This window comes from Streptosporangium fragile (genome assembly GCF_039534445.1).
Lineage (GTDB): Bacteria > Actinomycetota > Actinomycetes > Streptosporangiales > Streptosporangiaceae > Streptosporangium > Streptosporangium fragile.
The window spans coordinates 75,947-102,946 of record NZ_BAAAVI010000001.1; the positions used below are offsets into that span (position 1 = coordinate 75,947).

The window sequence follows — 27,000 nt, forward strand, 5'->3', positions numbered from 1 at the left end:
GCCTGACGCCGGGCCATGTTCCGGTGTGACCGGTGTTCGGCTCCGGGGCACGCTCCGGCGGGAACCCGAGCCCGGCCCCGGGTCATGTTCCGGCGGGGACCGGTTCCGGCGCCGCCGGGCGGAAGACGCGGCGGTAGGCCGTCGGCGAGACGCCGATGGCCGCCTGCAGGTGCTGGCGGAGCGAGGCGGCGGTGCCGAACCCCGCCCGCAGGGCGACGCCGTCGACCGGCAGGTCGCTGGTCTCCAGCAGGCGGCGGGCCAGTTCCACCCGCTGCCGGATGAGCCACTGCCCCGGGCTCAGCCCCACCTCGTCGCGGAAGCGCCGGGTGAAGGTGCGGCGGCTCATCCGGGCGTGGGCGGCCAGCTCGCTGAGCGGGAGCGGCCGGTCCAGGTGCTCCAGCGCCCAGGCCCGGGTCGCCGAGGTGGTGGCGGTGGACGGCTCCGGGACGGGGCGTTCGATGAACTGGGCCTGGCCGCCGTCCCGCCACGGCGGCACGACGCAGCGCCGGGCCACCTGGTTGGCCACCTCGGTGCCGTGGTCGCGCCGGACGATGTGCAGGCAGAGGTCGATCCCGGCGGCCACCCCGGCCGAGGTGAGCACGTCCCCGTCGTCCACGAACAACACGTCCGGGTTGACCTTGACCCGGGGGAACAGCTCCTGGAAGTGCCTGGAGTGGCTCCAGTGGGTGGTCGCGGGTCGGCCGTCGAGCAGCCCGGCCGCGGCGAGCACGTACGAGGCGGTGCAGATGGAGACCAGGCGGGTGCCCGGCCGGATGCCCGAGAGCGCCTCGGCCAGGGGCGCGGGGAGTCGTCCTTCGGTGTATATCGCGCCGAGCGCGTGGGTGGCCGGGATGACCACGGTGTCCGCGCCGGCCAGTGCCTCGGCCCCGTGGCCGACCGTGATGGAGAAGTCGGCGTCGCTCCGGACCGGCCCGCCGTCGACCGTGCAGGTGATCACCTCGTAGAGCGGTGTCCCGTCCGGGAGCTTGGCACCCCCGAAGATGCGGGGCGGGATGCCCAGCTCGAAGGGGATGACCCCGTCCAGCGCCAGCACGACGATCCTGTGCATGGCCTGATTCTTGCATAAGCCATATCCGGGCCACCCGTCCCGGACCCTTTCCACACCGGTTCCCGCGTCAGACGGGGATGCTCGTCGACAGCGGCAGCCGGAGGATCAGGCGGGCTCCGCGGCCGTTGGCACTGTCGGCGGCGTACAGCTTGCCCTGGTGGGCCACCGCGATGTCCCGGGCGATGGGCAGGCCCAGGCCGGTCCCCCCGGCGTCGCGGCTGCGTGCCGAGTCGAGGCGGGTGAAGCGCTGGAAGACCCGCTCGCGTTCCTCGGGCGGGATGCCGAGCCCGTCGTCGGTCACCTCCAGCACGGCCTCGCCGTCCTCGCCGGCGACCCGGATCCGCACCTCGCTCATCGCGTGCCGCTCGGCGTTGGCGAGCAGGTTGGTCAGCAACCGGGTCAGCTGGAGCCGGTTGCCCTGCACCAGGACGCCGGGCTGGAGGTTCAGCAGCACCCGGTGCCGGGACGGCCGCCGCTCCACCTCCGTGGTGACGAGCGCGGCGAGGTCGACCGCCTCCGGAGAGGCGTGCACCCCGGCGTCGAGCCGGGCGAGCAGGAGCAGGTCGTTGACGATGGCCTGGAGTCGCTCGGCGTCGTTCAGCGCGGAACATATCGTCACCGCCGGGTCCTCGGCCTCGGGGTCGGCGAGCGCCAGTTCGAGCTTGGTGCGCAGCCCGGTCAGCGGGGTGCGCAGCTCGTGGGAGGCGTCGGAGGCGAAGCGGCGCTGGTTCTCCACGGCCCGCTCCAGCTTGTCGAGGGTGGTGTTGATGGCCTCGGTGAGCTGCGTCACCTCGTTCCGGGTCTCGGGGACGGAGATCCGGCGGCTGAGGTCCGAGGCGGTGATCTCGGCCATCTCGGCGCGGATCCGCGCCACCGGTTCGAGGGTCCGGCCGATCATCCGCCAGGTCAGCCAGCCGAGCAGCGCGAGGAGCGCGACGCAGAAGAGCCCCAGGGCGATCTCAAGGGTGAAGGTGCTGAGCACCGGCGGGTGGATTCCCGCCGCGTAGACCACCACGTCCCCGTAGGCGGAGATCTTGTTCCGGACCCCCACGATGGCGAAGCACGTCCGGTTCCCGTCGGGGGAGGTCACGCAGGAGGTCGTGTCCACGCGGAGGTCGCCGCTGGTCGGCCGAGCCCTGGTCATCGGGGGCTGCCCCTTCATCGCCGGACTGGCGGCGACCACCGTGCCGTCGCGCCCGATGATCTGAAGGCGGATGATCCGGTTCGACGGCGGGATGGTCTCCACCCTCGGCCCGTCGTCGGCGGCGACGGACGCCTTCCTGGCCGCCTCGGCGGTGCTGTTGACGAGGTCCGCCAGCACCATGGCCCGTACCCCCTGCGATGTCGCCAGCGCCCCCGCCCCGAGGATCAACGCGAAGGCGACGAGCGTGGTGAGGGTCACCCGGCTTCTGATCGAGCGCGGGCGTCGCAGTCTAGGCACTTTCCCCCCTGAAAAGCGGCTTTGACATAAAAAGTCGCCATTCGTCCTATTTGTAGGCGGTCGATGTTCACGGGGGCGTAAAGACCGGTCAAGCTTTTTAGTTGAAAAGAGCAATGGCTCCGAGTTCGCTCCGGGAGGCGACGCCCAGCTTGGGGTAGGCCTTGTACAGGTGGTAACCGACCGTGCGCGGACTGAGAAAGAGCTGGGCGGCGATGTCGCGGTTGGACAGGCCCTGCGCGGCCAGGCGGACGATCTGCAGCTCCTGGGGAGTGAGCCTGGCCAGCACTCCGGGCGCGGGCGCGGCCGGCGCCGCGGACCCGGTGGCGCCCAGCTCCGTGCGCGCCCGGTCGGCCCACGGGCCGGCCTCCAGTCGCTCGAAGGTCTCCAGCGCGGACCGCAGGTGGGTGCGGGCATCGGCCTTCCTGCGGGCGCGGCGCAGCCACTCGCCGTAGAGCAGCTCGGTCCTGGCCCGCTCGAAGGGCCGCCCGCCGAGTTCCAGCGCCGCGGTGAAGTGCTCCTCCGCGTCCTCCAGGAGGGCGCGGCAGCGCAGCACCAGGGACTCGGCCCACGGGCGGCGCGTCGTACGGGCCCATTCCCGGTAGCGGGCGAAGGCGCCGGCCACGCGTTCCGGGGCGCCGAACCGCACGGCCGCCTCGACCAGGTCGGGCACGCACCGCGTCTCGGCCACCTGGTGCCCGCCGGCGAAGGGCTCCAGCCGGGACAGCGCCACCTCCACCCGGCCGTGGCCGAGGTCGAGCACGCCCCGCGCCCAGAGCGCCCACCGCGCCCCGGCCACGCCGCCCATGAGCGCCTCGTCCGCGTGTCGCGCGCAGCGCTCCTCGTCACCCTCGAGCGCGGCGTGGTAGGCCAGGAAGCCGTTCATCTGGCTGACCCACTGCCCCTGCCCGGCGTCGCGCGCGATGCGCAGGCTCTCGGTGGCGGTGGTCAGCGCGTCGCGGGGCCGTCCGCCGAAGAGCTCGGTCTCGGCGAGGAAGAACAGCAGCGCCGGCAGCACCCCGATGCTGCCCAGGGCGCGGCTCTCGGCCACCAGCGCCGCCGCGACCTCGCCCACCTCCTCGTCCTGCCCGGCCACCAGCCCGACCCCGCACGCCTGGACCAGGTCCCGCGGATCGCCCGCCCCGGCCTGCCGGGCCCGGGCGACCACCCCGGTCAGCGACGGCGGGGCCTCGCTCCGGGACAGGACCGCGGTGACGAACTCGACGACCGGCGCCATCGGGTCGTCCGGGGGCAGGTCCAGGGCGCCGAGCCTGGCCGCGGCGCGGTCGAGTTCGGGCGCGCCGAGGTACCAGGCGCTGTGCGTCGCCTGCATCAGCATCCGCGCCGCCCGCCCGCCGCTCACCGCCGCCGCACCCGCGAGCAGCGCCTCGTACGCGGTGTGCGGCGATCCCCGGAGGAAGTCGGCGGTCGCCCGCACGTGCGTCAGCCGCACCCGGAGTTCCGTCTCCCGCGCTTCTCCCGTCCGCCCGGCCAGGGAGACGAGCCGCCGGGAGCCCCGCTCGGCGAGTGAGGCCGCCCGATCCGCCTCACCCGCCCAGGCAGCGGCCTCGGCGGCCAGCGTGAGCCGGAGCGCCTGCGCCCGCGGCTCCGCGCTCAGCCGGGCCGCCCGCTCGTAGGCGGTGGCCGCGGCGGCGTACCCGCTGCGGCCGCTCGCCCGCACGGCGGTACGCTCCAGCTCGGCGGCCACCTCCTCGTCGGGTCCCGTCGCGGCCATGGCCAGGTGCCAGGCACGCCGGTCGGCGTCCTCGGGGCGGTCCAGCACGTCGGCCAGCGCCCGGTGCACGGCCAGGCGCAGGCTGGGCGGGATCCCCTGGTAGACGGCCGCCCTGACCAACGGGTGGCGGAAGGTCATGGTCCCCTCGTCGACCCGGACCAGCCCCGCGCGCTCGGCCGGGTGCAGATCCTCCAGGAAGTCGCCGAAGCGGGCCGCCGCCCGCAGTACGACGTCCAGGTCACCGGTGTCCTCGGCCGCGGCCACCGCGAGCAGGCCCTGCGTCGCCTCGGGCAGCACCCGGACCTGGCCGAGGAAGGCGTCCTGGACCCGGCTGGTGAGCGGGAGCGCCGTGCCGTCGGAGGGCGCGGCGGCGGGCAGTTCGATCAGCGCGAGCGGGTTGCCGCGCGCCTCGGCCAGCACGCGGTAGCGGACGACGGGGTTGATGTCGGCGCCCAGCAGGGCCGCCGCGGCGGCGGGGTCGAGCCCCCGGACCGGCAGCTCCGGCACGCCCGGTGCGACGAACGGCTCCCGGGCGGCGAAGAGCACCGTCACCCCCTCGGCGTCCAGCCGCCGCGCGGCGAACAGCAGCGCGTCGACGGACGCGCGGTCCAGCCACTGGGCGTCGTCCACGAGCACCAGCAGGGGGCCGTCCTCGGCCAGCTCCGACAGCAGGGAGAGCACCGCCAGGCCGATCAGGAGCCGGTCGCCGGCCTCCACCGAGGCCAGTCCGAAGGCGGCGCGCAGCGCCCTCTCCTGCGGCGCGGGCAGCGCCGCGGCCCGGTCGAGCACCGGCCGCAGCAGCAGGTGCAGCCCGGCGAAGGGCAACTCCGCCTCCGACTCCACCCCGGTGCCGCGGATCACCCGCATGCCGTCCGCGGCGTCGGCCGCGTAGCCGAGCAGCGCGGTCTTGCCGATCCCCGGCTCGCCCCGGATGAGGAGGGCGCCGCTGCGGCCCGCGCGGCACTGCGCGAGCAGCCGGTCGATCACGGCCTGCTCGGCGTCTCTCCCACGCAGCATGCTCGCACCTTACTCAACCCGGACGATCAGGGCTCGACCGGGACGATCAGGAGCCGCTGCACGAGTCGTGCGTGGCGTCGAAGCCCTTGAGGCTGTCCGTGTCGTCCCGGGGAAGCTCCTTGAGCCCCTGCCAGTCGTCACCGATCGTCAGCACGAGCCGCCCCGTGGTCGCCCGGGCGACGGGCAGGCCGGTCGAGGCCAGCAGGTCACGGCTGAGGGTGGGCGCCTTGGCCGCGCCGTTCGGCGAGTAGGCGATCGTGGTCTTCGGGTACGGCTTGTGCCGCGCGTCGCCGACCCTGGCGATGTGGTAGCCGCGCTCCTCCAGCTGGACGGCGACCAGGGTGGCCAGGCCCGACCGGGTGGTCCCGTTGCGCACCTCGACCTGGATCTTCGACCGGGGCACCCGGGACTGCCCGCCCTTGACCCCGGACCCGGCGATCGCCTGGTCCGTCGCGACGATCCGGAACAGCTTCGTGCTCTGCGGCTGGACCCACTCCACCCGGCCGGGGTAGGTGAGCGAGTAGCGCCAGGGGGTGGTGATGAAGTGGATCTGCCCGGCGGCCAGGCCCTGGGCGCTGACCGCCAGGTCCTTCATGACGCTCGGGGTCAGGCCCGGGTCGGTGGTCACCGAGCTGGTCGCCGCGTCCAGGAAGGAGTAGAGCCGGGCGGGGTCGGTGAGCGTGTCGCCGCTCATGACCTTCTTGACCATGGAGGCGATGAACATCTGCTGGCGCTGGATGCGCCCGATGTCCGAGCCGTCGCCCAGGCTGTAGCGGGCCCGGACGTAGCCCAGCGCCTGCTCGCCCTTGAGGACCTGGCGTCCGGCGGGCAGGTGGAGCAGGGCCTTCTTGTCGTCGATCGGCTCCGGGACGCAGACCTCCACCCCGCCGATCGCGTCGACCATGCCCTTGAAGCCGGTGAAGTCGACCTTCACGAAGTGGTCGATGTGGATGCCGGTGAGCGCCTCGACGGTCTTCCAGGTGCAGGTGATGCCGCCGGAGTTGAACGACTCGTTGATCAGGCCCAGGTGCGCCTGCTGGCCGGGCAGGCCCTGCCGGGCCCGGCAGGCGGGGAGCTGGACCATCGAGTCGCGGGGGAAGCTGATGACCATCGCGTTGTCCCGCTTGGGGGAGATGTGCGCGAGCATGATCGTGTCGGTCCGCTCGCCCGCGACCCGGCCGTACCTGGCGTTCTTGCCGTTGCGCTGGTCGGAGCCGACGATCAGCACGTTCAGCGCCTTGCCGGCGACCTTCGCGGGCCGGCGTCCGAGATCCTCCGGCTGGACGTCGACGTGCTTGACGTTGCCGGTCAGCTTGACGTAGGCGCCGGTCACCGTGCCCGCCACGCCGAGCACGACGGCGGTGACGGCGGCCACCAGCCACCACAGCCACCTGCGGCGCGGCCGGGGCGGGCGCCGTCCGGACGACTTGGGGGGCACGTCGATCAGTCCGCTGCTCACGTGTCTCCTGGAGGGGAGGGGCCATGGCGTGCGCCCGTGGCCGATGAGCCGTATTCCGGCCGCCGCCGAGTGTACTGATCTTCAGCCCGTTCGGTGCGGACCTCTCCCGTCCTGCCCCGTCCCGCCGCATCCAGGCCCGTACGCATGATCTCGCCCCGTCCTGCCGTGCCCCGTCCCGTGTACGGAGTCCTACCCCCTCGTGTCGGATGCTCTCCGTGCTGCTCCGCCGGTGAGGTTCTGTCCCGGGGAAGCGCCTGTTACGATCCGCCGGTGGTCATCCGTGACGGGAATCTCGGCGACGTCCCCGCCGTCCTGGCGATGTTCGACAGCGCGGTGGCGTGGCTGGTCGCCCGGGGGCGCACCGGCCAGTGGGGCAGCGAACCGTTCTCCGCCGACCCGGCCCGCGTCGAGCGGGTCACCGCGTGGGCGACGTCCGGCTGGATGCGCATCGCCGAGCTCGACGGCAGGCCCGCGGGCTCCGCGGTGGTGGGGGCGCCGGTGCCGTACGTCGCCCCGGCGTCCGAGCCCGAGCTGTACGTCCAGAGCCTGGTCATCGACCAGAGGTTCCACGGCCGCGGGGTCGGCGCCGCCCTGCTGGACCGCGCCCGCGCCGAGGCCGTGGCGCTGGGGGTCGGGCTGCTCCGGGTCGACTGCTACGCCGGTGACGACGGCCGGCTGGTGAAGTACTACGAGGGTCAGGGCTTCGCCAGGGCCGAGACGTTCAGCGTCGGAGACTGGCCCGGCCAGGTTCTCCAGATGCGGCTCCTCCCGGACCGGGTTGACCTCGACCAAGGTTGAGGTCGCACCCTGGTCAGTGCAGCCTGATCAGAGGGGGACCACCGTGCTCGACATCGCAGTCATCATCGCAAGCACTCGCGAGGGGGGCGTCGGGACGAGGGTGGGCCGGTGGTTCCTGGACGAGGCCGGCCGCCGCGGCGACCTGCGGCTGGACGTGATCGACCTGGGCCGTACCCCGCTTCCCCCGATCCAGCCCGCGCGTTCGGGCGGTCGCGGTCCGGGCGGCACCGGCGGGCTGAACGGTTCGGGCGACTCCGGTGGTCCGGGTGACTCCGGCGGTTCCGGTGGCTTCGGTGGTTCGGGTGGCTTCGGTGGTTCGGGCGGTTCCGATGGTTCGGGCCGGCTGAACGGCTCCGGCGGCTCCGGCGGCTCCGGCGGCTCGGGCGGCACCGGTGAGGAGGCCCGCGCGCTCGCCGCGAGGATCGGCGCCGCCGACGGTTTCGTGGTGGTCACCCCGGAGTACAACCACGGCTACCCCGCCGCGCTGAAACTGGCCGTCGACGCCGTCCGCCGGGAGTGGGCGGCCAAGCCGGTCGGCTTCGTCTCCTACGGCGGGGTCTCCGGCGGTCTGCGCGCGGTGGAGCAGCTCCGCCTCGTCTTCGCGGAGCTGCACGCGGTCACCCTCCGTGACACCGTGAGCTTCCACGGCGTGCACGACGGCCGGTTCGGCGGGAGCGGCGGCCTGGCGGACCCCTCCGGCGCCCCGGCCGCGGCCAAGGTCATGCTCGACCAGCTCGTCTGGTGGGGCACCACCCTGCGCGAGGCCCGCGCGGCCCGGCCCTACCGCGTCTGACGCTCCCCGCCGGCCGGCGCCCCTGCCGCCGTCCCGCCGGGGTTCCTGCTCGTCCGCCGGCCGGCGCCCCTGGCGCCGTCCCGCCGGGGTTCCTGCTCGTCCGCCGTCCCGCCGGAGGCGCTTTCCCGTCCCCCACCGCTGCCGGGCGGTCCTTGGGGCGGCCGCTCCCGCCGGGCCCGCGGTTCCTCGCCCTGCCCGATCCGACCGGCCTGATCCTTCCCCCCGGGGGCCGTCATGCGGATGAAACTTCCAAGAGGGAGGATTGTCAGGGTATTTCCAAAATTTGGGGGATTCTTGGTTGGCGCACTCGATCACCGCTACCGCGGTGAGCACCCCATCCGTACGCTCGCCTACCTCTTCCGGGAAGAACGCCTCAAGCTGATCGCGGCGGTCGTCGCCTTCCTGCTCAAGCACAGCCCCACCTGGTCGCTGCCGCTGGTCACCGCCAACGTCATCGACGTCGTGATCGGCCGGAGCCCGATCGCGAACCTGTGGCTCAACACGGGTGTGCTGCTCGTCCTGCTGCTCCTCAACTACCCCTTCCACCTGCTCTACGTACGCTGCATGCACGGCGCCATCCGCCGGGTGGGCACCAGTCTGCGCTTCGCGCTCTGCCGGCGCATGCAGCAGCTCTCCATCGGCTACCACTCGCGGGTCAGCGCCGCCGTGCTGCAGACCAAGGTCATCCGGGACGTCGAGAGCGTGGAACAGACCACCCAGCAGACCGCGGACATGGGCCTGTCCGCGCTCACCATGATGGTCGGCGGCCTGGCGGCGATCGCCGTGCGGGTGCCCGCCGCGATACCCGTCTTCCTGGTGGTCGTGCCCGCCGCCGCGCTGCTCGTGATGCACATGCGGACCCGGCTGCGCGACGACAACGAGAGCTTCCGCCGCGAGGTCGAGCAGCTCTCCACCCGGGTCAGCGAGATGACCACGCTCATCCCGATCACCCGCGCGCACGGCCTGGAGCAGGACGCCCTGCACCGCGTCGACGGCACCCTGACCAAGGTGCTGCGCAAGGGCCTCCGGCTCGACCTGCTCAACGGCAGCTTCGGGGCGATGGCGTGGATCCTGCTCAACACGCTCGGCGTGGCCTTCCTCGCCGGCTCCGCGCTCGTCGCCTACTACCAGGTCATCCCCATCACCGCCGGCGACGTGGTCATGCTCACCACCTTCTTCGCGACCCTCACCGCCGCGGTCACCTCGCTGCTCAACCTCACCCCGGTGATCAGCAAGGGGCTGGCGTCGGTGCGGTCGATCGGCGAGGTGCTCCAGGCCCCCGACCTGGAGCACAACGCGGGCAAGGAAGAGGTCACCGAGGTACGCGGCGAGGTCGAGTTCCGCGACGTCGAATTCTCCTACGGCGACGGTCCCGCGGTCACCGGCTTCGACCTCCGGGTGGCCCCGGGTGAGACCATCGCCCTGGTCGGCCCGTCGGGCGCGGGCAAGTCGACCGTGCTCAGCCTCGTCATCGGCTTCCTGCGGCCCACCGCGGGCCGGATCCTGCTGGACGGGCGCGACATGGAGACACTGGACCTGCGCACCTACCGCAGGTTCCTGTCCGTCGTGCCGCAGGAGTCCATCCTGTTCGAGGGCAGCATCAGGGAGAACGTCACCTACGGCATGGCCGGCGTCTCCGAGGAGCGGGTCCGGCAGGCGCTCCAGGACGCCAACGCGCTGGAGTTCGTCGACCGGCTCCCCGCCGGGCTCGACACCGTCGTGGGGGAGCGGGGCGCCCGCCTGTCGGGCGGGCAGCGCCAGCGCCTGGCCATCGCCCGCGCCCTGATCCGCGACCCACGCGTGCTCGTCCTGGACGAGGCCACCTCCGCCCTGGACACCCGGTCGGAGGCGCTCATCCAGCAGGCGCTGAGCCGCCTGGTGGCCGGGCGCACGGTCTTCGTCGTCGCGCACCGGCTCTCGACCATCCGCAGCGCGGACCGCATCGTGGTCATGCGCGACGGCGGGATCGAGGAGGTGGGCACGCACGAGGAGCTCATGCGGATGCGCGGCGTCTACGCCGGACTCCGGGGCGCCCAGCTCGCCTGAGCCCGTGCCCGGGTGCTTCCCGGACACCTTTGGTTCGACGGTTCGATGCCTGGACGTTTCACCATCGGCCTCCTCGTACCCGGACGTCCCAGTCCAGGGGCGCCCGGGTCGCGCCGTACCGGGCCTCCGGGTACCCGGCCTCCGGGTGCGGGGGCCGGAACGCGAGGAGGGTGCGGGACCGGCGTCCCGCACCCTCCCGGGTGGTCAGACGGGTTCAGCCCGTGGCGCCCGCCGACGGCGGGTAGATGCGCAGCCAGTCCACCTCCATCCACGCCTCCCCGCCGCTGCCCTGGCCCGGGAACCAGTCGAGCTGCAGGCAGACCGACATCGGGCTCTGCGTGGAGTTGGCCGAGCGGAACCACTCCTGCCCGTCGATGTAGCCGACGACGCTGCCCGGGCTGATCTCCACCGCGTAGGTGTGCCAGGTGGTCATGTCGATGTTGGCGTGGGCCTGCTCCTGACCCTGCGGGGTGTGCAGGAAGAAGTTCGGCCGCTGCCGCTCCGGGTCGTCGATGACCTCCAGGAAGTCGACCTCCTCACCCGTGGAGCTGCGCACGTTGCCCCCGCCGTCCTTGGGCCAGAGCAGGGCGACCGGGTGGTACGACCCCGCCCCCGGGTACAGGCGGATGCGGGTCTCCCAGCGCCCGTAGGTCTGGTCGTGGCGGGCGGCCAGTCCGGCGGTGGTCCCGTCGGCGCGCCCGTACAGGTAGAGCGCCCCGTCACCGAGGTAGAGCTGCTGCGGGGAGCGGCGGCCGTTGCCCGCGTGCCCCGGCGAGTCGTAGAACACCCAGTCGGCCTGGTCGAGGTACTGGTCGTCGAACTCCGCGCACCAGGTCGGCGCACCCCAGTTGTGGGTCTGGGCCGCGCTGACCTCACCGGCCGCGGCCGCGGCGCACGGGGCACCGGAGACCACCTCCCCCTGGGCCGCGCTGAGGGTGCTCACCGCCAGCGCCGCCACCATGCTGAGCACGGCCACCCGCACGTGGGATCTGGTGATCATCATTACTCCTCCCAGGATCTGGCGCAGCGCGTGGAGGGACTGAAGCTCCAGCAGCCGGTGCTCGTCGGGCTGGGAGCCCAGGAAACGGTGGGGCTCGGCACCGGTTCGGCCGGTGCGACGGGCGGCGCGAACACCCAGCGCGGCGCCTGGGGCGGTGACGACCGCTCCGTGGCGATCAACTTGACCTCGGGCGACTCCATGGTGCGGCTCCGCCAGGGCGCCAGGCTCCAGCACGCGCTCAGGTCATCGGGCGCGCAGGACTCCTCGGCCGGGCGCCTGAGCGGGGGCAGGGGTACGACGGTCCGGGCCGAGGAGGGCGGGGCCGGGAACGCCACGGCCGTCGGTACCGCCTGTGGCTGCTCGACCGGAGTGGCCGGATCGGCGACGGAGGTGGGGGTGGGGGTGGGACGTGAGGTGCGCTCAAGCCACGTCGGCGGCCCGCTCTGCACCGGGGTGGCCGGCGGCCGGGCCGTGAACGTGGGAGCGGCGGTCGGCGCCGTCGTCACGGTCGGTCTCGGCGTCCCCCGCAGCCGGGTCGGCGTCGCCGGGGACGTGGCGGAGAGCGTGGCCGAGGGTTTGGCAGTGGGTTTGGCAGTGGGCTTGACGGTGGGCCTGAACGTGGGCCAGGCGGTGGGTTTGAACGTGGGCCAGGCGGTGGGTCTGAATGTGGGCTCGACGGTGGGTTTGAACGTGGGCTCGACGGTGGGCTCGGCCGTGGTGGTCGGGCTCGGTGCGGGCTTCGTCGCCGTGTCGGACGAGGTCGGGGAGGGGACGGGGGTGTCCCGGGGTTCCGGGGCGCGGCTGGAGGTCGCGGTGGGCTCGGCACCGGTGGCCGTCGCCGACGGCTTGGCCGTGGCGGAGGGGGCGAAGGTGGGTTTGGCGGTGGTGGATGAGGTGGGGGTGGGTTTGGTCGTGGCGGAGGGGGCGAAGGTGGGTTTGGCGGTGGTGGATCCGCTGGTGCGCGGCGCCGGGGTGGACCGGGTGCTCCGCGAGGGTTCGTCCGCGGACCGGGTGTCGCCGGAGGGAGCCGCGGTCGGCCGGGCGGTCCGGGAATCGGTCGGGGCCTGCGACTGCCTGCCCCGGGGCTGCGCCGCGAACGGCTCGGCCCGGGTGCCCCGATCCTGATCCGGCTGCCGGCGGGGGGCCGCGTCCCGGTCCGTGGTGCGGGCGGGGGCGGGGGAGCTCTTGGTCGCGGGATCCGGCGAGGTGTCGTCCGCCTCCGCGGGACCGGGCGACGCGTTGTCCGCGGGGGCCCGGCTCCCCGTCTCGGCGGGTGCGGGGCTGTCCGGTGTCTCGGACGACCGGTCGCCGCCCGAACCGGAGGAGCCGGAAGACTCGGGGGGAGAGGCGTCCGCGGTCGGGGCCGCCTCCCGTGAGGGGCTGTCCTGCTGGGCGGGCGGCTCGGCGGCGGGAGGAGCGGGAGCGGATTCCGGCGCCGTCGGCGGGGTGGAGGTCAGACCGGGATCGGCCAGCGCGGTCCACGGCTGGGCGATGACCGCGCTGGTCGTCGCGGAGACGGCGGCCAGCAGGAGGCCGGAGACCAGGGTGACGCGCCGGGACGAGCTGCGTGGGGGCATGGGAGGCTCTTCCTGGATCTATTGAGTGGACGCCGCACCGGAGATCGGCTTCCAGCCGGCGGCGGTGAATTCAGGGGTGCCCGGAAGGGCGACACGCGGCACGGAGGTGGCGAGCGGGTCGGGGATGTTGACCCAGTCGCCCTGGTTCGCACCACGCATGCCGGGCCGCCAGGCCATCAGCAGGCTCATGGCGTAGGGGCTGGAGTAGGTCGGGCCGGTGTCCTGGTCGCCCTTGGTCGCGGTCACCTGGACGAGGATCGAGACCTGCACCTGGTCCTGGCCGCGGGGACGCCACTGGACGCCGATCGTCCGCGTCCGCATGGCGGCGCCCTCGGGAAGGGCACCCTCCCTGGGCAGCCCGAGGATCTCCCGCCATCCGGCGACGGCTTCGCGCGCGCCCGCGCGGGCGGCGTCGTGCTGCTCCGGCGGCGCGTACAGCACCGCGGCCTGCTCGGCCTGCTCGACGTCCAGGGTCCACGCCGCCTCCAGCGCGGCCGCGGCCGCCGAGGCCGCACCCAGCTCCGTGTGCGGGAACCCGACCGGGTAACCGGCCGCGCCCTCGTAACCCGACGGCGGGGCGAACAGGACGGTGTCGCCGGTGGCGGCCGAACTGGACATGTCCGCCGGGGCGGTGTCGGGGCGAAGGATCTGCCACACTCCGGCCGCGAGAAGGATCACCCCCACGATGGAGGCGACCACGATGAGCATCCGCCGCCGGGCGCGCGGCGGGGGGCCCAGATCCCAGTTCAGCGCGGGATCCTCGGCGACCGGCCGCACTAGTGGCTCCGGTCGGGACGCTGGCCGAAGGCCTGCCCGGCCGCCGCGGCCAGACGCAGGTACGCGCCCCGGGTCGTGGGCCGCAGACGGATCAGGTCGACCTCGGCACCCTCCTTGAGGTGGGGGTCGTACGGGATGCGGATCACGGCGCGGCACCGCGAGCTGAAGTGGCGTTCCAGCAGGTTCAGGTCCACGTCGGACTTGGGCTCCACGGCGTTCAACACGACGATGGCGTTCCTGACCAGGTCGGCGTGGCCGTGGGCGGTCAGCCAGTCCAGGGTCGCGGCGGCCGAACTCGCTCCGTCCACGGCCACCAGGCTGACCAGCACGATCTGGTCGGCCAGCTCCAGCGTCGCGCCCATGGCCCCGTGGAGCAGGCCGGTCCCGCAGTCGGTGATGCAGATGGAGTAGTAGCGCTCGATGAGCCCGGCGACGGTGCGGTAGTCGTCGGCGTTGAACGCCTCGCTCACCGCCGGGTCGGTGTCGGAGGCGAGGACCTCCAACCGGGCGGGCGACTGGGAGGTGAAGGCGCGGGCGTCGGCGTACCGGAGGATGTGCGGGGCCTCGGCGAGCAGGGTGCGGATGGTCGCGGCCGTCTCGGACTTGACTTTGAGCCCGAGGGTCCCGCGGTCGGGGTTGGCGTCGATCGCGATCACCCGGTCGCCCCGCAGGGAGGCCAGGGTGTTGCCGAGGGCGACGGTCGTCGTGGTCTTGCCGACCCCGCCCTTGAGGCTCATGACCGCGATCCGGTGGTGCCCGCTCGCGACGGGGGTCTGCGCCTGCGCGATCAGCGTCCGGCGCTCCACCTCGGCCGCGGACTCCGCCGGCACGATCCGCCCGCCGGAGAGTTGCCAGATGAGGCGGCGCCACCCGCCGGTCGGCTCGGGGCGGCGGTTGGTCAGCAGGTGCTCCGCGGTGAGCGGCACCGTTTCGTGGAACTGCTCGGCCGGGTTGGAGTGCGATGCCTGGATGTGGGGGGAGGTGTCCGTCATTGCCAAGTCCTTTCGAGAGGGCTCTCGTGGGAAGGGGACGGGGCTGTCAGCAGGTCCGCCAGCGCACCGTCGCGGTGATCGAGTCGTCGGGGCCGTGGACGGTCAGCGGTGCGGTGACGGAGGCGGGGTTGCCGCACCAGTTGCGGATCCGGTGGGCGCGCAGGGTGACCACCTCCGTCTGCCCCTGCCGCAGCGTGCCGTCGGAAGGGCTCACGGCCAGGCCGGGGGCGGAGATCCGCCACTTCAGCGGTTCTCCGGAGACGGTGAGGACCATGCTTCCCTGGCCGAACTCGTCCAGCGTCACCACGGGCGGGACGCGCAGGCGCGCGGCGAGCCCGCCGTCCCGTGGTTCGGCGGGGGCGCCGGCCCGGGGCGGGCCGGCCCGGGTGGCGGAGGACTGCAGGGAACTGTCGGGCTCCCCGGCCTCGATCGCCGGGCCGAGCAGGTTCATCCCGGTCAGGGTGCCCGCCGCGCCCGCCACGACGATGATCACAATCTTGATCGTCGTGTTCCTGATCCGGGTGCCCGCCCAGCTGAGCGCCTCCAGCACGCGGATCCCCGCCCCGTCCGTCACGTCGTCCGGGCGGTTGTCGGGTTCGGCGTAGATGCTCAGCAGCGGGATCTGCGCGTCGTCGCGCATCTCGACGGAGGCCTGCCCGGTGATGACGACCGGCTCGGTCGCGGTGGCGGGTTCGGCCCTGGTGAGTTCGGTCCTGGTGAGTTCGGTCTTGAGGGCGGGCTCCGGGGCGGTGGTCTGCCGGGGGATGGTGGCGGTGACCTCCTCGCTCTGGGCGAGGACCTCGCGTGCCCACACCTGGGTGAGCAGGGCGTCGTAGAGCGGTGTGTCGTGTCCCGTCACGGGCGGTGCCGCCGGCGGGCGCGGACGGGCGCGCCGGGGCGGGAGGGCGGGAAGCGGGGGCAGCCCGGACGGCGTCGTGGAGCCTGTGCCGGTTTCGCGTCCCGCACCGGTTCCGTGTGCCGTGTCCGGTCCACCGGTCGTGTTCGCCGTGTTCGCTGTGTTTGCCGTGCTCGTCGTGCTCGCTGTGCTCGTCGTGTCGCCGGCGCCTCCCGCCCGGGTTCCGCTTCCCGCGCCGGCCCCGTCGCCGGAGCCGCGCGTTACCTGCGGCTCTTTCGCGTTCCCCGGCGCCGTCGAGGCCGGCCGGGGACCCACCGGCGGGTAGGGCGTCGTGCCGAGCCTGGGCGCGGGCAGCGCCACGGCCGGGGGCGCGGGCAGGACCGGCGAGCCGGACGGCGACCGCTCCCGGGAGTTCGGCGACGTCGGTGAGCCGGGCCCGGATCGGCCGGGGGAATCCGGCGCGGAGGGTGCCGGGGGGCCGGCCGGGGTGGACGGTCCCGGCGCGGGCTCGGGACGGGGGCGTACCGGCTCGGGGGCCGGAGAACCCGCCGGGGACCGTGCCGGCTCCGGGGGAAGGGCGTCCGCCAGCCGCTGCCGCTCCTCGGCCGAGAGCGGCGCGACCGGCGGGTGGGAGATCATCTGCGGCACCGTGTAGCGGATGTTGATCGGCCGCGTGCACACGGAGCACCTGATCATGTGGGAGAGCAGATCCGTCCGGGCACCGGCCGGGTCGGCCGGGGGACGCGCCCGCTGCCCGGACGGGAACGCGGCCGCCACCAGCGGGGCCAGCTCCGGGCAGACCCGCCGCCCGCAGGTGAGCGCGTCCAGCCCGCTCACCAGCGTCTCGATCAGGTCCTGGGTCCGGGTGGCGAGCCTGCCCACCTCGTCCTCGGGCATCGCGAGCACATGGCAGACGTCCTCCAGGGCGAGCCCGTGGCGGTACATCAGCCTGAGCGTCTCCGTGCCCAGGGGGTCGACGATCGTCCACGCCTGCTCGATCAGCAGGACGTCGGGCATGCCGGGGCCCGACCCCGGTACGTACCGCTCCTGGAACCCAGGGGCGGTCCGGCAGACGCGGCGCAGCGCGGCCAGCAGCCGTCCCCGGACCGTGACCCCCTCGGGAGCGGTCTCGGTCCGGCCGGCCGCCAGCGCGGCGACGACCGCGGCGCGTGCCCGGTCGGCGCCGAGGTGCGAGGCGGCGTAGTCCGCCAGATGCGCGCCGTGCTCGCGCACCCAGGCCGCTCCCCGGCCGGGGCCGGGCACCGCGCGTCCGGTTCCGGTGGGTCCGCTCATGGGCCGGTGTACGGGTCCGGCTCGATCTGGCCGGGACCGGGCTGGGCGGGGGCGGTCCGGGCCGGGGGGAGCTCGCCGGGGCCCGGTTGGGCGGGGGCGTCCTGGCCGGGGCCAGGCTGGGCCGGGCTCAGCCGACCCTGGTCGGGTTGGGCGGGATCCCGCCCCTGGTTCTCCGCCGGGTCCTGTCCCCGGTTCCCTGCCGGGTCCTGTCCCTGGTCCCCTGCCGGGTCCTGTCCCTGGTTCCCCGCCGGCTCGTCGCCGGGACCGGGCTGGGCGGGGTTCTGCCCCTGCGGGTCCGGGCCGGGCTGCGCGGGCGCGGTCTCACCGGGGACCTGCCGGGCGGGCTCCGTCAGCACGAGTTCCAGGTTCCGGTAGGGGAGCCCGGTGAACTTGGTCCAGTTGCTGACCTCACCGGGTGCCGGTTCCGCGTACAGCCAGCGGATGAACGCCGGCCACAGGCACGAGTCGCGCGGGATCATCCGGCCGCCCTGAGCCTGGGCCTGGCCCTGTCCGTTCTGCGACGCGTTGAACGTCTGGAGCTCCTCGGCGGTGTAGTCGCGGCACGGCGGGGTGCCGGGCGGGGCGATGTTGAGGTCCCACACGCCGTTCTCGTCCGTGTAGCGCATGTCCCTGTCCAGTCCGAGAGCCTCGTAGGCCCGCCGCATCAGCTCCGGGTCCTTGAAGACCGGCAGCACGTCCTCGGCGTTCTGCCCACCGGGGAGCTGCGGCGTGGGCGGGCGCAGGACGGTCCCGTCGGGGGCCTGCGTGTCCGGCTGAGAGGGGCCGGGGTCCGCCGGCGGGACCTGCTGCACGCCGACCTCCGGCCCGGACGGCCGGGCACCCGTCTCCGGCGGGACCGTCGGCTTCACCTCGGACGTGGGGTCGTCCGTCGGCCTGGTCGCGGGCGGCGCCGTGGAAACCCTGGCACCACCCGAGGGCATGATCGGCCCGGCGGTGCCACCGGGAAGCGCCGGCCTGAGGGTGCCCGTCGGCCGGGTCGGCCGGGGGCCGTCGTCGCCGGGCCGGGACGGCTGGGCGGTGACGGTGTACTGCGGCGGCCGCAGGCCCCCTGTCGACCGCGGGGTGTTTCCGGGCTGGGACGGCTGCGGGGTGACGGCGGGCTGGGACGGCCGCGCGGTGTTCCCGGGCTGGGATGGTTGTGTGCCGCCCGTCGGCTGGGGTCTGCCGGTTCCGGAGTCGCCCGTCGGCCGGGGCCGCGGCTGCGTGCCGTCCGTCGGCTGGGGCCTGTCCGGTCCGGGGCCACCGGGGGACTTCGTCCTGCCCGTGCCGGTGGGCGCCTTGGACGGCGTGACCACCTCCACCTTCTTCTCCACCGGGCGTTCGATGACGCTGCCGTTGTCGTTCTCGCTCTCGGAGATGTTGCCGCTGATCTTCTCCGTCGGTGTCGGAGCGGGTGGTTGGGCGACTCTGGTATTCACCACCGGGGGCGGTTGCGCCGGCGCCTGGCGTCCGGGATCGGGGGCGGGCTGCACCGGAGCCGAGGTGCCGTTGTCCCGCGGGGCGGAGGTCTTCGCCGGGGCCTTGGCACTGCTCGACGGTTTGGCACCGGTTCCCCCCTTGGGAGCGGAGGTCTCCTGCGGCGGGGGCGGGGTGTTCTTGGGGTTGCCGGGCCGCTGCGGCAGGGCCGCGGCGGCACCGGCGGTCGCCAGGACGGGCAGGCCGAGGCAGCCGTCCGCGACGGCGCCGAGCGCGCGCCCGTCGATGGTGGCCGACAGGCAGACCCGCTGCTCCTTGAGATCCTTGGCAGCGCCGCTGACGGTGCTGCCCGCGTCCGAACCGGAGAGCGGGAGAGGCTGGTCGCCCCCGGGCGACACCTGCGACGTCCACGCCCCCGCCTGGTCGTCCAGGAGGTACGTGCCCGCGGCCAGGCGTACCGCCTGCCCTTCGAGGGGGTTGGCGCGGGTGGCGATGACGGTTCCCAGCCCGGCGCCGGCGCCGAACACGCCGATCGCGACACTCGCAGTGATCACCGTCGCGCGCGATGGCTTACGTGAGGGTGTCGTCATGAATGTTCCTTTTCTTCGGTGGAGACGTCAGTCGCCGTGGCTCTCCAGGACGTCGCTCCACTCGCCCAGGACGCGAGCGGGCTCGTTCGAGCCGGCGGGGGGAACATGGGTCACATACATGCGTCCGTAAGTGGCGCTCACCGAGTTGGCGAAGGACTTGTTCCGGGTACGGACGGCGGCCGAGCCCTTCAGCCTGACCGTCGCGCCCGGCTTCTCCGCCGTGCGAACCTCGGTGGAACGGGCGCCGTACCAGACCAGGGCGCCCCCGTCACTGGTCCTGAGCGCGCGTACCGGTCCCTCAAGCCGGTACGACAGGGTGAGCTTCCAGTCGGCTTGCTCCAACTGGGCGCGTTCCTGTTGCCAGAAGCGCGCGGTGTCGCTGGTCCACGGTCCCTCGTCGAACCGTGAGTCCGTCTCGGCCCGCTCCAGGCTCGCCAGGTGGGCGCGGGCGATCTGGCGCGGGGTCGCGATCAGCCCCGGGGCGTTCTCGGGCAGGCTCGTGGCGTAGCCCTCGGCGTCGGTCGCGATCTTCGGGAAGCGCGCGGGGGTGGCTCGCGTGTCGGCGGCCGAGGCCACCAGCCGCCAGCCGCCCGGGGCAGAGCTCATCACGTCGACGACCCTGGCCACCCCGGGCTCGTACGAGACCGCCACGAACCAGTCGGCCTCGCCCGCCACGCGGCGTGGGATCCAGATCTGCGGGTTGGGCCAGATCCCGGACGCCAGTGACGTGCCCTGCATCTCGGCGGTCTTGAAGCCCGCCCGGGTCATCTCCAGGGCGAGCCCGTGTTCCAGTTTCCCGACGGCGTCCTGGTCCTTGCGGGCCTGGGCCGCGGACAGCCTTCGCTGGTAGCGGCCGTGGATGCCGTACGCCTCCTCCTGGGTGAGCTGCGGCGCGCTCGGCCGCGCCGACGGCCCGGCGGACGGCGGGGCGGTCGTCGCCGCTCCGGGCTCGTCCGCGGGTTCGCCGGTGGGGTTCGCCGCGGGCTTGTCCGTGGGTTTCGCCGTGGGCTTGTCCGCGGGTTCGCCGGTGGGTTTCGTCGTGGGCTTGTCCGTGGGTTTCGCCGTGTCTTCTCCGGCTGCGGGTTTCTTCGTGCCGGCGGTGCCGGGAGTCCGGGACGGCTCCGCGGTGCCGCTCCTGCCCGGCCGCGGGGTGGACCCGGGGGACTGCGCGGAGCCGGAGGCGTCCGGAGTCGCCGACGGGGACGGGCCGGCCTGCCCCCAGCCGCCGTCGGAGGCGTCGGGGGTGGGGTCCGACGCCAGGGACGGGCCGGAGGGCGTTCTGGTCACGAGCCAGAACGCGGATACGGCGATGATCACCAAAACCGCCGTGAACAGAATGACCTTCCGCCAATCGAATGACAGGAGGCGCTCGGGATGCCAGTCGGATGAGTGTTCGGAATCATGTCTGGCGGAAGCACCGCCGCGGCCAGAGGACCCAGCCTGCCCATCTGGGAAATCTGATGCACGCCATGACATAGGTCCAAATATTAGACTGACGGTGATCTATTGGGAAGGTAAAGGGCCGAGTAATTGGCACTTATAGGTTATCGATTTAAAAATAACACTTAACTTCCAATAGGGTCCGACCGAAAATCGTGATCCCTCTGCCTGCTGGCATGCCTCCGATGATCGGTGACGGTCGTTCTCTAGAGACGTCTGGATCTCTCGTAGTTTCGGACACTCCTTCACGTTTCCCGGTGAGCTGCCATTTCTCGCGAGCGGGCCTGTCGTTCGCCTTCCGTTGGCGTTTCCGTCGCCCGCCCGTACGTCCGGCGTCAGACGATGATCGGGGAGGAGTTTTCCACTAAAGGATTGGGCAAGGGATCATATCAAGTTGATATGAATGCGTTTCGCCTGATTCGCTCTTCGGCTCCGGCGCCCGCCCCGGGAATTGGAGCCCCCTTTTCCCGGCGGGTCCGGAGAGGCATCCCGGCCCCGTTCCGATCCGGCCGCCCGGCGGCGGAACCCGGGCGGGGCCGGATCCGCGGGCCCCAAGGAGTTCCGGGGCCAAGAAGGCTCCGGGGCAGGGAAGATCGAGGGGACGCCTCGGACGGGAGCGCGACGGCCACGTCTCACCCGCCGGCCGAGCCGCCCCTGCCTTCGCCCCAGGCGGTCAGGCGACGCAGGCCGTACTCCACGGGACCGTAGCGGTGAGCGCGCAGCCACCAGGCGCTCAGTCCGAGCAGGACCGTGTAGATCACGGCGGCGACACCCATCACGGCGAGCGGGGAGAGCCACCCGGCCAGGCCCAGGCCGTAGCCGGTGAACACCAGGCAGGCCAGCACCGACTGGCCGACGTAGTTGGACGCGGCGGACCGGCCGGCCGGGACGAGCGCGCTCGAAACGGAGGGGGCGCGCCTGATCACACGGAGCAGGGTCGCCACGTAGGCGGCGGCGAGCAGCGGCGAGGTCACCGTGTTCAGCGCGAGCACCAGCGTCTCCGCGGTTCCGCCCCGCCCCGACGTCACCGCGTACAGCACGCCGGCCGGCAGGCCGATCCCGAAACCGGCCCACTGCGCCCTCGGGACGAGACGGGCCCACCGCTCGGGCTCCTCGAACAGGCGTGCCTTGCCGGCCGCGAACCCGAGCAGGAACAGGGCCATCGCCATCGGCCCCTGGAACAGCCAGATCAGCAGCGCCGTCCGCGGGTACTGCGTCAGGTGCAGGCCCAGGTAGTCGAGCGGGTCGCCGGTGGTGGCGGCGAGCGCCCGCGCGGCCTCCGCGGCCTCCGCGGGGTTCGCGGCCGGAGCCGGCGCCTCCGGCGCGAGAACGCTCAGCCAGGCGAGCAGCAGCCAGAGGACCGACAGCACCGAGACGATCACCGCTGCGGCGGTCACGGCGGTCCGCACCCGGATCCCCCGAGAGGCCAGCAGCACCAGCCCGAGCGCGGCGTACAGGGTGAGGATGTCGCCCACCCAGAACAGCAGGCCGTGCAGCACGCCGATCACGAACAGGCCGAGGCACCTGCGGAGCGTCCTCGCCCGCACGCTCGCCCCCGCCCGCCGCGCCGAGCGCATCTGCAAGGTGAAGGAGTAGCCGAAGAGGAACGCGAAGATGACGTAGAACTTCGTCTCGACCAGCGCCTGCACGGCGAAGCGCACCGGTCCCCCGCCGCCCGCCTCGCCGCCCATGGTGGACAGCAGGGCGGGGTCGGCGAAGAGACCGATGTTCGCGACCAGGATGCCGGCCAACGCGAAACCCCGTATCGCGTCGACCTCGTGAATACGTGACCGGGTCGTGGCGTCGCTCTGCGTCATCTTCTCGACACTAAGGGTCGAGGTGTCCGCGCACATCGGCTTTTGGCATATGCCGGGATCGACCAAAGTCTCATCCGGACGGGCCGATGGGCTCGGGCCGTGCCCGAAGCCCCTCCGGGCCGTCTTCGGAGCGGGCGCGGGCGGTGGACGTGGGAGCCGGACGCGGAAGGCGCCGGATGGGATTCGAGACGACCGAGTGGGGTAGGGGGCGTTTCAGCACAAAAGCGAACTGACGCCACGGCCCCGTACGGAGAGCAGTCGAGAGCCCGCATCGCGACGCCTGCCCGCCGGCCGGACCGTCGTCCGCCATCGCCGCCGACCGCGTCCGTACCCGGCTCCCGCCCCCCAGCCGTGGAACGCCGCGCGCAGGCCGACACCGCAGTACGCGTCGTCCGCGCGTTCCCACGGGTGTGATGTCCCGGCCGGGGCGGTGCCCGGGAGCGTGACGTCCTCGCCGACGGGGTGTCCGGCCGGTGCGACGTCCGGGCCGGGGCGTCCCCGCCGGTGCGGGGGAGCACCGGGGCGGGGAGCCGTCAGTCCCGAGACGAAAGGATCATGCGATGCCCATTTCGGAAGACGCAAGCGTGCTCTTCGTGGGAAACGCCACCCTGCTGATCCGCTACAACGGGTTCACCCTGCTCACCGACCCCAACTTCCTGCACCGGGGACAGCGTGCCTACCTCGGCTACGGTCTGACCTCCCGGCGGCGCACCGACCCGGCGATCGACCTGGACCGGCTCCCGCCGCCGGACGCCGTGGTGCTGTCCCACATGCACGGAGACCACTGGGACCGGGTGGCGCGGAGGGGACTGGACAAGAACACGCCGATCGTCACCACACCCCACGCCGCCCGTCGTCTCAGGCGCCGGGGCTTCGGCGCGGCCGTCGGCCTGCACACCTGGCATGACCACGAACTGTACCGGGACGGTCGCACACTGAAGATCACAGCGCTGCCCGCCCGGCACGCGCCCGGCGCCGCGCAGATGCTGTTTCCGCCGGTCATGGGCAGCATGCTGGAGTTCTGCGGCACCGACGGCCGGGTCGACCTCCGCATGCACATCAGCGGTGACACCCTGATGGACCACCGATGCCTGTCGGGAATCCCCCGGCGCTTCCCGGACATCGACCTGGGGATCGTGCACCTGGGCGGGACCAAGATCCTGGGGATGATGGTCACCATGGACGGCGAGCAGGGTGCCCGGTGGATCAACCTGCTCAACCCGCGGACCGTCATGCCGGTGCACTACGACGACTACACCGTCTTCACCTCGCCCCTCGACGACTTCCGGCACCACGTCGAGCGCGCGGGGTGGGCCGACCGCGTGCGGTACGTCGCCCGCGGCGAGAGCATCCCCCTGCCGGCACGGCGCGCGGTGGACATCCCCCCGGCACGGCAGGGGGAGACCTCACCGGCGCAGCACGAGGCGGAGGGTTCTTCGGGGCGGCACGGGCCGGGTAGATCGTCATAGGCGGTCGCGGACGGCCGTGATCCGGTGGAACCACCGGGTAGGGATCGTACGGGCGGCCGGACGGGGATCGTACGTGAGGGACGGGACGGTGAGGCGCACCGTCGGACGGGGATCGTACGGGTGGCCGGGCGGTGAGGCGCGCACCGCCGGACGGGGATCGTACGTGAGGACTGGACGGGGACGCATGGCGGGCGAGTTCGACGCCTCCGCCTACGGGCGGAGCATCGCTGACATCTACGACACGACGACCGATGCCCTTCCCACGGATTCCGCGGTGGATCGGCTCCATGATCTCGCCGACGGCGGACCCGTCCTGGAGTTCGGCATCGGCACCGGCCGGCTGGCCCTGCCCCTGGCGGCCCGGGGCCTGGCGGTCGCGGGGATCGACGGCTCGGCGGAGATGGTCCTGGTGCTGCGTACCAAAGCGGGAGGCGACCGCGTACCGGTGACGCTGGGCGACTTCGCCACCACCCGGGTCGAGGGTGAGTTCGCCCTGGTCGTCCTCGCGGTGAACACGATCTTCGCCCTGCCCTCGCAGGAGGCCCAGGTGAGCTGCTTCCGCAACGCGGCGGCCCATCTGCGTCCGGGCGGCAGGTTCGTCGTCGAGGCCTGGGTGCCCGACCTGGGGGCGTTCCGGAACGGGTCGGCGCTGCGGTTGCTGTCACTGGGCGAGGACGCGGTCGTCGCCGAGGCGGCCCGGCTGTCCGCCGCCGACCAGATGATGTACACCACCAGGATCAGGATGACCGACGCCGGGCTGCGCCTGCTGCCGGCCAACCACCGTTACGCCTGGCCGGCCGAGCTCGACCTGATGGCCCGCCTGGCCGGCATGGAACGCGAACACCGCTGGTCCGACTGGACGGGCGCCGCGTTCACCGATGACAGCCGCGCGCACGTGTCGGTCTACCGGATCTGACGCCATCCGCGGCACCCCTCCGGCACCGCCGGGGCAGCGCGGGGGGGCGTCACACGCCGGAGGCGCCGGTCGTCTCCGCCCGCGGTCGCGAGGCCGGACATCCACGGTGGAGAGAACGCCCGGGCCGGTGGGCACAGTACGGCGCGGTATCCGGGGCGGTGGTGGTTTCCACGTGATAATCCACGTGTGACTGGATATTCCAGGCGATTATTTCTTCAGCTCAGCGGTGTCGCCGCGGCTGGAGTGCTTGGAGCGCTGATCCCGGCGGACGCCGCGCACACACCGGACGACTCCTTCGCCCTGCTGCGCCGCAACTGGCGGGACGTGACGGCGGGCTCGGGGTTCGACGCGGCGGCCGAGCCGTACCGGACCCGGCTGACGAAGCTGGGGGCGGCGGCGGCCCGATACCGGGACACCATGGCCCCGGCCGACGCGTCGCTCTGGCCCGGCCTGGCGTTCCCCTCGTTCGCCGCCACCCCGAGGCGGCTGCAGACCATGGCCCGCGCGTACGTCCTGCCCGGAACCGGCCTGACCGGTGACGCGAACCTGGCCGCGGCCGTCGCCACCGGCATCGACCACTACCGGCGGCGGGTGTACGCCGCGGGCGCGGACCCGGTCGGCAACTGGTGGCACTGGCAGATCGGCGTCCCCAGGACGCTCCTCGACGCGGCCGTGCTGATCGGCCCGCACCTGACCGACCGGCAGAGCACGGCGCTCCGGGACGCGGTGGACCACTTCGTCCCCGAGTGCCGCCTGGACGACTACAGCGGCACCAGCACCGGGGCCAACCGCGTGGACCTGTGCACGGTGATGCTGCTCCGCGCCATCCTCAGGTCCGACCCGGGGAAGGCCGCGCTGGCCGCCTCGGCGCTCTCCCCGGTCTTCCCCTACGTCGACGAGGGTGACGGGTTCTACCGGGACGGCTCGTTCATCCAGCACACGTCCATCCCCTACCAGGGCGCGTACGGAGCGTCGCTGCTGTCCGGGCTCGCGACACTGTTCGCGGTGCTGCGCGGCTCGCCCTGGGAGATCACCGACCCGAACCGGCAGGTCGTCTTCGACATGGTCGAGAGGTCGTTCGCCCCGTTCGTCCGCAACGGCTTCTGCATGGACCTGGTCCGCGGCCGGGGAGTCGGCCGGGAGCCGTACGGTGACCACCGGAGGGGACGCGAGATCGCCGCCTCGATCCTGCTGCTGGGGGACGCGGCCTCCGCCGCCGAGCGGGCCCGCTGGCAGGCCGTGGTCAAGGGGTGGGCGCTGCGGAACACCCGCACGCCCATGCTTGACGCGGCCGAACGCAGCGATCTGGCGTTCCACGCCCGCCTTGCCGCGATCCTGGGCGACGGCGCGATCCCCGCGGCCGACGAGCCCGCCGGGCACCGGCTGCTGCCGATGAGCGCCCGCGCCGTCCACCGCCGGCCGGGCTGGTGCGCGGGGCTCAGCATGGCCTCCTCCCGGATCGGCCACTACGAGCACGGCAACGGCGAGAACCTGCGCGGCTGGCACACCGGCTCCGGAATGCTCTACTGGTGGGCCGAGGGCCACGACGACCAGTATTCCGACTCCTTCTGGCCCACCGTCGACCCCTACCGCCTGCCCGGCACGACCGTCTCCACCCGGCGGCTGCCCGACGGCGCCGGTGAGGCGTGGGGCGACACCTGCCCGCCGGGCCGCTGGGTGGGCGGCGCCACCGACGGCACGTACGCGACGGTCGGCCAGCACCTGAACGGCCTGGAGAGCACGCTGGAGGCCTTCAAGTCGTGGTTCTTCCTCGACGACGCGATCGTCTGCCTGGGCGCCGGGATCACCGCCGAGGACGGAACGCCGGTCGAGACCATCGTGGACAACCGCAGAACCGGCGCGCCCCTCACCGTGGACGACAGGGCGGGCTGGGCGCACCTGGAAGGGCACGGCGGCTACGTCCTGCCCTGCGCCCGCCTGCGCACGCTGCGCGAGGAACGCACCGGAGGCACGGAGCCGGTGACCCGGAGCTACGTGACCCTCTGGCTCGACCACGGTGTCGACCCCCGTTCGGCCGGTTACGTCTACCTGCTCCTGCCGGGCGCGAGCCGGGCGGCGACCCGGGCCCGCGCCGCCGACCCCGGCTGGGCGCGCGTGCTCGCCAACACGGCCCGCCGGCAGGGCGTCCAGGTCCCGTCGCTCGGCATCACCGCTGTCAACTTCTGGAACGACGGAGTCGCCGGCGCCCTGGCCGCCGACGCCCCGTGCGCGGTCCTCGTCCGGGAGCGCGGCGACGGCACGGCCACGCTGACCGTGTCTGATCCCCGGCGCGACCTGAGCGAACTGACCGTGACCTGGGACCGGCCGGTGGCCGAGGTGCTCCACGGGCACCCACTCCTGACGAGCGCCACGACCGGCGCGAAGCTCACGCTCACCTTCGGGTGCCTGGCGGACCGGGAAGGCGGCTCGGAGACGGTCACCGTACGGCTCGGCTGAGGGGCCCGTTCCCGGATCTCCCGG

19 protein-coding genes are annotated in these 27,000 nt (G+C 73.3%); 8 read left to right on the forward strand and 11 right to left on the reverse strand.

The genetic code is table 11. From position 1 onward, the window contains the following. Nucleotides 1-82: 82 nt before the first annotated feature. From ABD841_RS00395 to ABD841_RS00410, 4 genes are all read right to left on the reverse strand, one after another. A complete protein-coding gene (locus ABD841_RS00395; RefSeq protein ID WP_344966535.1) occupies nt 83-1,069 on the reverse strand; it encodes a GlxA family transcriptional regulator in 987 nt (328 codons plus the stop codon). A 67-nt stretch (nt 1,070-1,136) separates the two neighbouring features. After that, a complete protein-coding gene (locus tag ABD841_RS00400; protein WP_344966537.1) occupies nt 1,137-2,510 on the reverse strand; it encodes a sensor histidine kinase in 1,374 nt (457 codons plus the stop codon). A gap of 97 nt (nt 2,511-2,607) precedes the next feature. Continuing rightward, complete coding sequence (locus ABD841_RS00405; RefSeq protein ID WP_344966540.1) at nt 2,608-5,259, reverse strand: helix-turn-helix transcriptional regulator; 2,652 nt, start codon at nt 5,257-5,259, stop codon at nt 2,608-2,610. Nucleotides 5,260-5,305: 46 nt separating this feature from the next. Further along, entirely contained in the window at nt 5,306-6,718 is a 1,413-nt protein-coding gene (locus tag ABD841_RS00410; protein ID WP_344966542.1) for an LCP family protein, read from the reverse strand. Between the two features lie 270 nt (nt 6,719-6,988). Between ABD841_RS00410 and ABD841_RS00415 the strand changes: the two genes are divergently transcribed. The 3 genes from ABD841_RS00415 (at nt 6,989) to ABD841_RS00425 (ending at nt 10,355) form a co-directional block, all read left to right on the forward strand. Further along, a complete protein-coding gene (locus tag ABD841_RS00415) occupies nt 6,989-7,516 on the forward strand; it encodes a GNAT family N-acetyltransferase (protein WP_344966544.1) in 528 nt (175 codons plus the stop codon). Nucleotides 7,517-7,559: 43 nt separating this feature from the next. Next, a complete protein-coding gene (locus tag ABD841_RS40700; protein ID WP_425581923.1) occupies nt 7,560-8,309 on the forward strand; it encodes an NADPH-dependent FMN reductase in 750 nt (249 codons plus the stop codon). A gap of 294 nt (nt 8,310-8,603) precedes the next feature. Further along, a complete protein-coding gene (locus ABD841_RS00425; protein WP_344966546.1) occupies nt 8,604-10,355 on the forward strand; it encodes an ABC transporter ATP-binding protein in 1,752 nt (583 codons plus the stop codon). A 214-nt stretch (nt 10,356-10,569) separates the two neighbouring features. On the opposite strand, the gene ABD841_RS00430 is transcribed toward ABD841_RS00425, so the two are convergent. After that, nucleotides 10,570-11,355 (reverse strand): glycoside hydrolase family 16 protein, encoded by a 786-nt coding sequence (locus ABD841_RS00430; protein WP_344966548.1) that lies wholly within the window; start codon nt 11,353-11,355, stop codon nt 10,570-10,572. Between the two features lie 30 nt (nt 11,356-11,385). Between ABD841_RS00430 and ABD841_RS00435 the strand changes: the two genes are divergently transcribed. Both ABD841_RS00435 and ABD841_RS00440 read left to right on the forward strand, forming a co-directional pair. Further along, complete coding sequence (locus ABD841_RS00435; protein WP_344966550.1) at nt 11,386-12,480, forward strand: hypothetical protein; 1,095 nt, start codon at nt 11,386-11,388, stop codon at nt 12,478-12,480. 60 nt (nt 12,481-12,540) lie between these two features. Further along, nucleotides 12,541-12,957: a hypothetical protein gene (locus ABD841_RS00440; RefSeq protein WP_344966552.1), complete on the forward strand. Its 417-nt coding sequence runs from the start codon at nt 12,541-12,543 to the stop codon at nt 12,955-12,957. Here ABD841_RS00440 and ABD841_RS00445 read toward each other — a convergent pair. The 6 genes from ABD841_RS00445 to ABD841_RS00470 form a co-directional block, all read right to left on the reverse strand. Continuing rightward, the gene (locus ABD841_RS00445; protein ID WP_344966554.1) at nt 12,951-13,709 is read right to left on the reverse strand and encodes a hypothetical protein; all 759 of its coding nucleotides are present in this window, start codon (nt 13,707-13,709) and stop codon (nt 12,951-12,953) included. The two genes, ABD841_RS00440 and ABD841_RS00445, sit on opposite strands and share 7 nt — an antisense overlap. Further along, nucleotides 13,709-14,701, reverse strand: a complete 993-nt coding sequence (locus ABD841_RS00450; RefSeq protein WP_344966556.1) for a MinD/ParA family ATP-binding protein — start codon at nt 14,699-14,701, stop codon at nt 13,709-13,711. Before ABD841_RS00450 ends, ABD841_RS00445 begins: the two co-directional genes overlap by 1 nt. A gap of 46 nt (nt 14,702-14,747) precedes the next feature. Continuing rightward, nucleotides 14,748-16,850: a hypothetical protein gene (locus ABD841_RS00455; RefSeq protein ID WP_344966558.1), complete on the reverse strand. Its 2,103-nt coding sequence runs from the start codon at nt 16,848-16,850 to the stop codon at nt 14,748-14,750. After that, complete coding sequence (locus ABD841_RS00460; RefSeq protein WP_344966560.1) at nt 16,847-18,877, reverse strand: hypothetical protein; 2,031 nt, start codon at nt 18,875-18,877, stop codon at nt 16,847-16,849. The genes ABD841_RS00455 and ABD841_RS00460 overlap by 4 nt, the downstream gene beginning before the upstream one ends. Nucleotides 18,878-18,904: 27 nt before the next feature. Beyond that, nucleotides 18,905-20,194, reverse strand: a complete 1,290-nt coding sequence (locus tag ABD841_RS00465) for a DUF8094 domain-containing protein (protein ID WP_344966563.1) — start codon at nt 20,192-20,194, stop codon at nt 18,905-18,907. A 755-nt stretch (nt 20,195-20,949) separates the two neighbouring features. Continuing rightward, nucleotides 20,950-22,134, reverse strand: coding sequence for a DUF418 domain-containing protein (locus ABD841_RS00470; protein ID WP_344966565.1), 1,185 nt, complete (start codon nt 22,132-22,134; stop codon nt 20,950-20,952). 560 nt (nt 22,135-22,694) lie between these two features. Here ABD841_RS00470 and ABD841_RS00475 point away from each other — a divergent pair. From ABD841_RS00475 to ABD841_RS00485, 3 genes are all read left to right on the forward strand, one after another. Continuing rightward, entirely contained in the window at nt 22,695-23,603 is a 909-nt protein-coding gene (locus ABD841_RS00475) for an MBL fold metallo-hydrolase (protein WP_344966567.1), read from the forward strand. A gap of 163 nt (nt 23,604-23,766) precedes the next feature. Further along, nucleotides 23,767-24,519, forward strand: a complete 753-nt coding sequence (locus tag ABD841_RS00480; RefSeq protein WP_344966569.1) for a class I SAM-dependent methyltransferase — start codon at nt 23,767-23,769, stop codon at nt 24,517-24,519. 243 nt (nt 24,520-24,762) lie between these two features. Next, nucleotides 24,763-26,976 (forward strand): polysaccharide lyase 8 family protein, encoded by a 2,214-nt coding sequence (locus tag ABD841_RS00485; RefSeq protein ID WP_344966572.1) that lies wholly within the window; start codon nt 24,763-24,765, stop codon nt 26,974-26,976. Nucleotides 26,977-27,000: the final 24 nt, after the last annotated feature.